The 9665-nt window shown below is 58.6% G+C and carries 8 protein-coding genes; 7 read left to right on the top strand and 1 reads right to left on the bottom strand.

All coding sequences use genetic code 11. The features are described 5' to 3' along the window. Nucleotides 1–228: 228 nt before the first annotated feature. The 4 genes from rloA (at nt 229) to pabB (ending at nt 5109) form a co-directional block, all read left to right on the top strand. Nucleotides 229–765, top strand: a complete 537-nt coding sequence (rloA, locus tag ACW9IR_RS19790) for a retropepsin-like aspartic peptidase RloA (RefSeq protein ID WP_016983749.1) — start codon at nt 229–231, stop codon at nt 763–765. A gap of 5 nt (nt 766–770) precedes the next feature. Beyond that, the gene (gene rloB, locus ACW9IR_RS19785; RefSeq protein ID WP_102900791.1) at nt 771–2306 is read left to right on the top strand and encodes an osmotic stress tolerance membrane protein RloB; all 1536 of its coding nucleotides are present in this window, start codon (nt 771–773) and stop codon (nt 2304–2306) included. Continuing rightward, on the top strand, nt 2306–3292 hold the full coding sequence (locus ACW9IR_RS19780) for an alpha-L-glutamate ligase-like protein (RefSeq protein ID WP_102900792.1): 987 nt from the start codon (nt 2306–2308) through the stop codon (nt 3290–3292). Before rloB ends, ACW9IR_RS19780 begins: the two co-directional genes overlap by 1 nt. 473 nt (nt 3293–3765) lie before the next feature. Continuing rightward, nucleotides 3766–5109 (top strand): aminodeoxychorismate synthase component I, encoded by a 1344-nt coding sequence (gene pabB, locus ACW9IR_RS19775; protein WP_457464781.1) that lies wholly within the window; start codon nt 3766–3768, stop codon nt 5107–5109. A gap of 87 nt (nt 5110–5196) precedes the next feature. On the opposite strand, the gene thrH is transcribed toward pabB, so the two are convergent. Further along, entirely contained in the window at nt 5197–5814 is a 618-nt protein-coding gene (gene thrH / locus ACW9IR_RS19770) for a bifunctional phosphoserine phosphatase/homoserine phosphotransferase ThrH (RefSeq protein WP_095047760.1), read from the bottom strand. Between the two features lie 164 nt (nt 5815–5978). On the opposite strand from thrH, the gene ACW9IR_RS19765 reads away from it, so the two are divergent. The 3 genes from ACW9IR_RS19765 to ACW9IR_RS19755 all read left to right on the top strand — a co-directional run bounded on the left by ACW9IR_RS19765 (nt 5979) and on the right by ACW9IR_RS19755 (nt 9612). Beyond that, complete coding sequence (locus ACW9IR_RS19765) at nt 5979–6713, top strand: phosphoadenylyl-sulfate reductase (protein WP_457464779.1); 735 nt, start codon at nt 5979–5981, stop codon at nt 6711–6713. A gap of 576 nt (nt 6714–7289) precedes the next feature. Next, nucleotides 7290–8828 (top strand): NCS1 family nucleobase:cation symporter-1, encoded by a 1539-nt coding sequence (locus ACW9IR_RS19760; protein WP_102900794.1) that lies wholly within the window; start codon nt 7290–7292, stop codon nt 8826–8828. Nucleotides 8829–8883: 55 nt separating this feature from the next. Continuing rightward, complete coding sequence (locus ACW9IR_RS19755; protein WP_102900795.1) at nt 8884–9612, top strand: aspartate/glutamate racemase family protein; 729 nt, start codon at nt 8884–8886, stop codon at nt 9610–9612. The last annotated feature ends 53 nt before the right edge of the window (nt 9613–9665 follow it).

Here is a 9665-nt window from a genome sequence, read left to right as displayed (position 1 = left end):
TACAGGGCGCACGCAAATCCTATGTAGGAGCTGCCGAAGGCTGCGATCTTTTGATCTTTTATAGACCGCCCCCGGCGCTGGCGCCATAAACCCACCGTGCTAGAATGCCGCCCGCATTTGCTGGCCATTTGTACGGCTTGTCATATAAAGCTGCCAGGCACACGAAGGGCCTTGCGCAAGTTTTGCCAAGGACCTGAACCGAAAACGGAACGCTGCGCACCAGGATTTATGAGACTCAAGCCTTTTCCCACATTCTTTGCTCTGTTTTGCCTGCCCGGCCTCGCCGCCGCGGGGGAGAAAACCGTGTACGGCCTCAACGAATACGCTTCGCTTGACGGCATCAATCTCGAAGTCGCGGCCAAACTCGACACCGGGGCGAAAACCGCCTCGCTGAGCGCCCGCGACATCAAACGCTTTAAACGCAACGGTGAGTCCTGGGTACGTTTCTACCTGGCCATCGACGCAGCGCATTCGCACCCGATCGAACGGCCGCTGGCGCGGGTCAGCAAGATCAAGCGCCGCGCCGGCGACTACGACCCGGAAGAAGGCAAGAAGTACACCGCCCGTCCGGTGATCGAGCTGGATATCTGCATGGGATCGGCAATGCGCAGCATCGAAGTGAACCTGACCGACCGAAGTGCGTTCCAATACCCGCTTTTGATTGGCTCCGAGGCGCTGAAACGCTTCGACGCGCTGGTCGACCCCAGTCTTAAATACGCTGCCGGCAAACCCGCCTGCACCATCGCCGCTCATACCGCCGAGTAATTTCCATGCGTTCTCTAACCTTCCACCTGAAAATCCTGATCACCATTCTGGTGCTCCTGGGCGTTTCGGTTACGGCCTATCAGATTTTCGTGCTCGGCATCCCGGTGACCGAAGACGCCACCGACGACTTGTGGAACATCGACGCCAAAGTCGAGTTCGTCGCCAGCACCAAGGATCCGGTGAAGATCCAGATGTTCGTGCCACCGTTGAGCCGCGATTACGTCAGCCTCAACGAGAGTTTTATCTCCAATAACTACGGCGTCGCTGTGAACCGCGTCGACGGCAACCGCAAGGTCACCTGGTCGGCGCGCCGGGCCAAGGGCAACCAGACCCTTTATTACCGCTTGGTGCTGACCAAGCGTTACACCGCCGAAAAATCCAAGATCAAAGGCCCGACCTTCCGCGACAGCATCGCCATTGAAGGCCCGGAGAAAATCGCCGCTGAAGCCCTGCTCGCGCCGATCCGTCAGCACTCGGCTGACGTCGAAACCTTTATTGGCGAGGCGATCAAACGCGTCAACAACGTCAACGATGACAACGTGAAACTGCTGCTGGCCGGCGATCCGTCGACACCGCACAAAGCCAAAATCGTCGAGCTGCTGCTGTCCATCGCCCACGTCCCGGTGGAAAAGGTCCACACCATCCGTCTCGTCGCCGATCAGCCACAAATGCCTGAACTGTGGCTGCGCAGCTTCAACGGCAACGACTGGCTGTACTTCAACCCGGAAACCGGCGAGCAAGGCCTGCCGACCGACCGCCTGCTGTGGTGGACCGGCGATGAAAACCTGATCACCGTCGACGGCGGCAAAAAAGCCAACGTGACCTTCAGCCTGAACAACAGCGAGATGAACGCGATTCGTCTGGCCAAGCTGACCGACGAAAACACCGACGCCAACTTCCTCGAATACTCGCTGTACGGCTTGCCGCTGCAGACCCAGCAGACCTTCATGATCATGGTGATGATCCCGATCGGCGTGCTGGTGATCCTGATTCTGCGCAACCTGATCGGCCTGCAGACACTCGGCACGTTCACCCCGGTGCTGATCGCCCTCGCCTTCCGCGAAACACAGCTGGGCTTCGGCATTCTGCTGTTTACCGTGATCACCGCGCTGGGCCTGTCATTACGTTCGTATCTGGAACACCTGAAGCTGCAAATGCTGCCGCGACTCTCGGTGGTATTGACCTTTGTCGTGGTGTTGATCGCGGCGATCAGCCTGTTCAGTCATAAGCTCGGCCTGGAGCGCGGCTTGTCGGTGGCGCTGTTCCCGATGGTGATTCTGACCATGACCATCGAACGTCTGTCGATCACTTGGGAAGAGCGCGGCGCCAGCCATGCGATGAAAGTCGCGATTGGTACGCTGTTCGCCGCTTCTCTGGCGCACCTGATCATGACCGTGCCTGAGCTGGTTTACTTCGTGTTCACCTTCCCGGCGATCCTGCTGATTCTGGTCGGCTTCATGCTGGCGATGGGTCGTTATCGCGGCTACCGCCTGACTGAGCTGGTGCGTTTCAAGGCTTTCCTGAAGAAGGCTGACGCCTGATGTTCGGTTTCTGGAAGACCTGGAAGGCCCTCGAGGCGCGGGGCATCATGGGCATCAATCGGCGTAACGCCGACTACGTGCTCAAGTACAACAAGCGCAGCCTGTACCCGATCGTCGATGACAAGATCATCACCAAGGAGCGCGCCATCAAGGCCGGCATTCACGTGCCGGAGCTGTATGGCGTGATCTCCACCGAAAAGGAAATCGACAAGCTCGGCGAGATCATCGGCGGGCGCAGCGACTTCGTGATCAAACCGGCCCAGGGCGCTGGCGGTGACGGCATCATTGTCATCGCCGACCGTTTCGAGGGTCGCTATCGCACGGTGTCGGGCAAGATCCTTGCCCACGAAGAGCTGGAGCATCACATCTCGAGCATCCTCACTGGTCTGTATTCGCTGGGCGGCCATCGTGATCGCGCGCTGATCGAATACCGGGTGACCCCGGACCAGATCTTCAAGAGCATCAGCTACGAAGGCGTACCGGATATCCGCATCATTGTGCTGATGGGTTATCCGGTGATGGCGATGCTACGCCTGCCGACCCGGCAGTCCGGCGGCAAGGCCAACCTGCACCAAGGCGCGATTGGCGTCGGTGTCGATCTGGCGACCGGTTTGACGTTGCGCGGCACCTGGCTGAACAACATCATCACCAAACACCCCGACACCACCAACGCAGTGGACGGCGTGCAACTGCCCTACTGGGACGGTTTCATGAAACTTGCCGCTGGCTGCTATGAGCTGTGCGGGTTGGGCTATATCGGTGTTGATATGGTGCTGGATCAGGAGAAAGGTCCGCTGATTCTGGAGTTGAATGCTCGGCCGGGGCTGAATATTCAGATCGCCAATGATTGTGGGCTGACGTTGCGCACGCACGCGGTGGAAGCGCGACTGGAAGAGCTGAAGGCGCGTGGGGTGACGGAGACGGTTGAAGAGCGCGTGGCGTTTACTCAGGAGATGTTTGGACATATTCCTGCGGTCGAAGGCTAAGAGCTGAAAAGCTAAAAGCCCCTCATCGGAACGCCGCCCGCCTATCCCTCTCCCAGAGGGAGAGGGGACTGACCGAAGTGGATGTGGGAAGTACGCCGACCTGAACGTCTTGAGTCGAACTCAGGCCTTGAAAGCATGAAGATCGGCGCCCTTTCCCCCTCACCAGCTTGAGATATCCAGCCGAACTCGAATCTTGAAAAGCATGAAGATCTGCGCCCTTTCCCCCTCACCAGCTTGAGATATCCAGCCGAACTCGAATCTTGAAAAGCATGAAGATCTGCTCTCTTTCCCCCTCACCAGCTTGAGATATCGAGCCGAACTCGGATCTTGAAAAACATGAAGATCGGCTCCCTTTCCCCCTCGCCCCCTTGGGGGAGAGGGCTGGGGTGAGGGGGTAGGCTTTTGATTTTGATCTGACAGCCGAGAGAGGACTACAATCCCCACCCCGCCTCAACGGCCGATCTGCCCCGCCCATGTTGACCTGCTCCGTACACCCGCTGCCCTACCGCGCCAATCCCGCCGACTACTTCGCGGCCATCCGCAACGCGCCCGGCGCCGTACTGCTCGACAGCGGCCGGCCAAGTGCCGACCGTGGTCGTTATGACCTGCTCAGCGCCTGGCCGCTGGTACAACTGGCGGTGTTGCCCGACGAAAGCGGCAATCATTTCCTGCAACGTCTGCGTGAAAATCTGAATCGCCTCGGTGAGGCTGATTTGCCAGCAAGTTTCGAGCTTCCATTCGCTGGCGGTTTGATCGGTTACCTGAGCTACGATTTCGGTCGGCACCTGGAAAACCTGCCGAGTCAGGCGCGCGATGATCTGCAATTGCCGGACGCGCGTTTTGGCCTGTACGCCTGGGCACTGATCAGCGATCACCAGATGGCCACCAGCCAATTGGTCTTCCACCCGTCCGTGATCGACGGCGAGAAACAACGCCTGATTGCGTTATTCACTCAGCCACATGCTGATGCGCTGACCCCGTTCAAATTGAACGCTCCGATGACCGCCGACCTCTCGGCCGACGATTACCGCCAAGCCTTCGAACGCATTCAGCATTACATCCAGGCCGGCGACTGCTATCAGGTCAACTTCGCCCAGCGCTTCCGCGCTTCGTGTCAGGGCGATCCGTGGCTGGCGTACTGCAAATTGCGTGAAGCCTGCCCGACGCCGTTCTCCGGTTTCCAGAGCCTGCCCGACGGCGGCGCCGTGTTAAGCCTGTCGCCGGAGCGCTTCGTCAAAGTCAGCGAACGCCAGGTGGAAACCCGCCCGATCAAAGGCACCCGCCCGCGTGGCCTGACCCCAGCCGAAGACACCGCCAACGCCGCCGAACTGCTGGCCAGCCCCAAGGATCGCGCAGAAAACCTGATGATCGTCGACCTGCTGCGCAACGACCTCGGCCGCACTTGCCGCATCGGTTCGGTACGGGTGCCGGAGCTGTTCAGCCTGGAAAGCTATCCGAACGTGCATCACCTGGTCAGCAGCGTCACCGGTGAACTGGCCAAGGATCGAGATGCATTGGATCTGATTGCCGGTAGTTTCCCCGGCGGCTCGATCACCGGCGCGCCGAAGATTCGCGCGATGCAGATCATTGATGAGTTGGAACCGACCCGGCGCGGCCTGTATTGCGGGTCATTACTGTATCTGGACGTGCGTGGCGAGATGGACAGTTCCATCGCGATTCGCAGTCTGTTGGTCAAGGATGGGCAGGTGTGTTGCTGGGGCGGTGGCGGGATTGTTGCCGATTCGGACTGGCAGGCGGAGTATCAGGAGTCGATCACCAAAGTCAGAATCCTCCTCGAAACCCTGCAGAACCTTTAAAAGCTATCGCGAGCAGGCTCACTCCTACATTTGGAATGCGATCCCCTGTAGGAGTGAGCCTGCTCGCGATGGCGTCTTTTCAGACGACTACAAACTCAACTCTCTGTTCGAAGCCTTCAGGAATTCCTGCTTCAACTCGGCAAACGTATGCACCGCCGGAAACTGCGGAAACTCGCGAATCACATTCTCCGGCGCATGGAACAGAATCCCCGCATCCGCCTCGCCCAGCATCGTCGTGTCGTTATACGAATCCCCCGCCGCAATCACCCGGTAATACAGGCTTTTGAATGCCAGCACCGACTGGCGCTTGGGATCTTTCTGACGTAACTGATAGCTGGTCACCCGACCGGTTTCGTCAGTGATCAGACGATGACAAAGCAAGGTCGGGAAGCCCAACTGGCGCATCAGCGGCTGGGAGAATTCATAGAACGTATCCGACAGAATCACCACCTGAAAGCGTTCGCGCAACCAGTTGACGAACTCCACCGCGCCGTCCAGCGGCTTGAGCGTGGCGATCACTTCCTGAATGTCCGACAGCTTCAAGCCGTGCTCATCGAGGATGCGCAGACGCTGCTTCATCAGCACGTCGTAATCGGGAATGTCCCGAGTGGTGGCCTTGAGGGATTCGATTCCGGTTTTTTCGGCGAAGGCGATCCAGATTTCCGGCACCAGCACCCCTTCAAGATCCAGGCAAGCAATTTCCACAAGACACTCCCGTTTGTATTGATTATTTGAGTCGAGCGATGCCGAACTCTAGCGACTCAAAAGCAGGCGCGCAACGCACAGCGCGCCCCGAGCCTCGCAGCTTTTTGTTACCATCGGCCCCATATAGAGCGCCCAGCGCCACCGACCTGTAGGAAGCCGCCCTGATGAGTGCAACGTTCGACGTCGTGGAACTCGCCACGACCTATCCCAACAAATCCGCGCAAGACATTCTCAAACTCGCGTTTGCCGAGTTCGGCGATGACTTGTGGATATCTTTCAGCGGCGCCGAGGATGTGGTGCTGGTGGACATGGCCTGGAAGCTCAACAAGAACGTCAAGGTGTTCAGCCTCGACACCGGCCGCCTGCACCCGGAGACCTACCGCTTCATCGATCAGGTGCGCGAGCACTACAAGATCGACATCGAGCTGGTGTCGCCGGACTACACGAAACTCGAACCGTTCGTGAAGGAAAAAGGCCTGTTCAGTTTCTACAAGGACGGCCACGGCGAATGCTGTGGCATCCGCAAGATCGAACCGCTGCGCCGCAAGCTGTCCAGCGTCAAAGCCTGGGCCACCGGCCAGCGCCGTGACCAGAGCCCGGGCACGCGTAGCGCTGTGGCGGTGATGGAAATCGACACCGCGTTCTCCACGCCGGAGCGTACGCTGTACAAGTTCAACCCGTTGGCGCAGATGACCAGCGAAGAGATCTGGGGTTACATCCGCATGCTTGAGCTGCCGTACAACAGCCTTCATGAACGCGGCTTTATCAGCATCGGCTGCGAGCCGTGCACTCGCCCTGTCCTGCCGAATCAGCACGAGCGCGAAGGTCGCTGGTGGTGGGAAGAGGCGACGCAGAAAGAGTGCGGGTTGCATGCCGGGAATATCATTAGCAAGGCATAAACCATCTGAATTGTTACGCAATTTCCTGTGGGAGCGAGCTTGCTCGCGAAAGCGTCGTGTCAGTCACTGGATTGCGTCACTGGTATACCGCATTCGCGAGCAAGCTCGCTCCCACAAGGTTCTGTAGCGACTCTAGAAATGTGTACACACGAATGTCACCATCGGTGCCATTTATGTGTGCACTTTTTACTTTCAGCGCCCTGAAAAGTTACATCGCCGCCAAAAACCTCTCGCCTCCGCCCGCCATCAAAATCCCACACCAAAAATAAATACCTGTTCAAACGGTCAATCTTTAACCAATTATTTTCAAAGACTTAGCACTCATCGATAACTTTTCGAAATGAACACGGCTGCGCATAGATCGCCAACTGGCACAAATCTGGCTTTAGTGCATACATGTTTTGTATACAAAACTGCAAAACATAAACACTTTCGATCCGCAAGCCTGAAGCGCCCTATCCCGTACAGGCTGCAGATGCCCCGTAACCAGTGATGTTTGCTGGCCGCGACGAAGATTTGTCGAGCCTGAGGCTCATGCACAGTCATCGCGGCCCTGAACATCAGGAGCCTGCCGGAATGCGTACAAGTCTCTCCAATAACATCGCGCTGAATCTGCCCGCCTCTGCCCTCGACCAGCCGTTACCCGATGACGGGCTTACCGAGCCGTTACAACTGAGCCCCCGCCTGCACAACAGCGACCTGGCGCCAACCAAGGCCGAAGGTCGGCGCTGGGGCAAATACAGCATCTTCGCCCTGTGGACCAACGATGTGCACAACATTGCTAACTACTCGTTCGCCATCGGCCTTTACGCCCTTGGCCTGGGTGGCTGGCAGATTCTGCTGTCGCTGGGGATCGGCGCGGCGCTGGTGTACTTCTTCATGAACCTGTCCGGTTACATGGGGCAGAAAACCGGAGTGCCTTTTCCGGTGATCAGCCGGATCAGTTTCGGCATCCATGGCGCGCAAATTCCTGCCCTGATCCGGGCGGTTATCGCCATTGCCTGGTTCGGCATTCAGACGTATCTGGCGTCGGTGGTGTTCCGCGTATTGCTCACCGCAGTGCATCCCGGCTTCGCCGAATATGACCACGATTCGATTCTCGGGCTATCGACCTTGGGCTGGGTGTGCTTCGTGGCAATCTGGTTCGTGCAGCTGGCGATTCTCGCCTACGGCATGGAGATGGTCCGCCGTTACGAAGCCTTTGCCGGGCCGGTGATTTTGCTGACGGTCGCCGCTCTGGCCGCGTGGATGTACTTCCAGGCCAACGCGACCATCGCCTGGTCGACTCGCGAACCACTGACCGGAGGCGAGATGTGGCGCAACATCTTTGCCGGCGGCGCGTTGTGGCTGGCGATCTACGGCACGCTGATTCTGAATTTCTGCGACTTCGCCCGCTCCTCGCCGTGCCGCAAGACCATCAAGGTAGGAAACTTCTGGGGTTTGCCGGTGAATATTCTGGTGTTCGCCGCGATTACCGTGCTGCTGTGCGGTGCGCAATTTCAGATCAATGGCCGGATCATCGAAAGCCCGACCGAGATCATCGCCTCGATTCCCAACACGTTCTTCCTGGTGCTCGGCTGCCTGGCATTCCTGATTGTCACCGTCGCGGTGAACATCATGGCCAACTTCGTCGCCCCGGCCTTCGTGCTGAGCAACCTGGCGCCGAAGTACCTGACGTTCCGCCGCGCCGGGCTGATCAGCGCAACCATCGCCGTGCTGATCCTGCCGTGGAATCTCTACAACAGCCCGCTGGTGATCGTGTACTTCCTGTCCGGCCTCGGCGCCCTGCTCGGCCCGTTGTACGGCGTGATCATGGTCGACTACTGGCTGATCCGCAAAGGTCGGATCAACGTACCGCAGCTCTACAGCGAAGATCCCAACGGCGCTTATTACTACAGCCACGGGGTCAATTTCCGTGCGGTGGCGGCGTTTATTCCTGCGGCGCTGATCGCCATCGTCCTGGCACTGGTTCCCGGTTTCCACAGCGTCTCGCCGTTCTCCTGGCTGATCGGTGCCGGCATCGCCGGAATGCTCTACCTGATCATCGCCAAGCGCCAGCCGCACTACGCCGACATCAGCGGCGAATCGATCGCTGTCGACAACGTCTGCCATTAACTTCCTCGCGGCCCGGACTGCGGGCCGCCGAACTGCCCGCTATAAGGATTTCTCCATGCGTATTCTCGTGGTCAACGTCAACACCACCGAATCCATCACCGAGGCTATCGCCCGTTCGGCGCAGGCTGTTGCGTCACCCGGTACCGAAATCGTCGGTTTGACACCGTACTTCGGTGCCGACTCGATTGAAGGCAACTTCGAAAGCTATCTGGCGGCCATTGCGGTGATGGATCGGGTGATGTCCTACGATCAGCCGTTCGATGCGGTGATTCAGGCCGGTTATGGCGAACATGGCCGTGAAGGTTTGCAGGAATTGCTCAATGTGCCCGTAGTGGACATCACCGATGCGGCAGCGAGTACGGCGATGTTTCTTGGCCATGCCTACTCAGTGGTAACCACGCTGGATCGCACCGTACCGCTGATCGAGGATCGGCTGAAACTGTCAGGTTTGTGGGATCGTTGTGCCTCGGTACGGGCCAGTGGGTTGGCCGTTCTGGAGCTGGAGCACGAACCGCAGCGCGCGCTGGAAGCCATCGTGCATCAGGCTGAACTGGCGGTGACGCAGGACAAAGCCGAGGTGATCTGCCTGGGTTGCGGTGGCATGGCCGGGCTGGATGAACAGATTCGTCGACGCACCGGCGTGCCGGTGGTGGATGGGGTGACGGCGGCGGTGACGATTGCGGAATCGCTGGTTCGACTGAAGTTATCAACCTCGAAAGTGCGGACTTACGCGACGCCACGGCCGAAGAACATTATTGGCTGGCCGGGGCGGTTTGCCCGCTGAGGTCATCCTCGGAAACCGAGTCGACCCATTCGCGAGCAAGCTCGCTCCCACAT

It is taken from the genome of Pseudomonas sp. SDT291_1_S447 (assembly GCF_054070155.1).
Note: the sequence above shows the minus strand (reverse complement) of the source record. Positions and strands in the feature narration are given on the sequence as shown.

Bases quoted from the DNA above. Each gene is read 5' to 3' on its own strand.
- rloA (WP_016983749.1), top strand. From the start codon at position 229: ATGAGACTCAAGCCTTTTCCCACATTCTTTGCTCTGTTTTGCCTGCCC.
- rloB (WP_102900791.1), top strand. From the start codon at position 771: ATGCGTTCTCTAACCTTCCACCTGAAAATCCTGATCACCATTCTGGTG.
- ACW9IR_RS19780 (WP_102900792.1), top strand. From the start codon at position 2,306: ATGTTCGGTTTCTGGAAGACCTGGAAGGCCCTCGAGGCGCGGGGCATC.
- pabB (WP_457464781.1), top strand. From the start codon at position 3,766: ATGTTGACCTGCTCCGTACACCCGCTGCCCTACCGCGCCAATCCCGCC.
- ACW9IR_RS19765 (WP_457464779.1), top strand. From the start codon at position 5,979: ATGAGTGCAACGTTCGACGTCGTGGAACTCGCCACGACCTATCCCAAC.
- ACW9IR_RS19760 (WP_102900794.1), top strand. From the start codon at position 7,290: ATGCGTACAAGTCTCTCCAATAACATCGCGCTGAATCTGCCCGCCTCT.
- ACW9IR_RS19755 (WP_102900795.1), top strand. From the start codon at position 8,884: ATGCGTATTCTCGTGGTCAACGTCAACACCACCGAATCCATCACCGAG.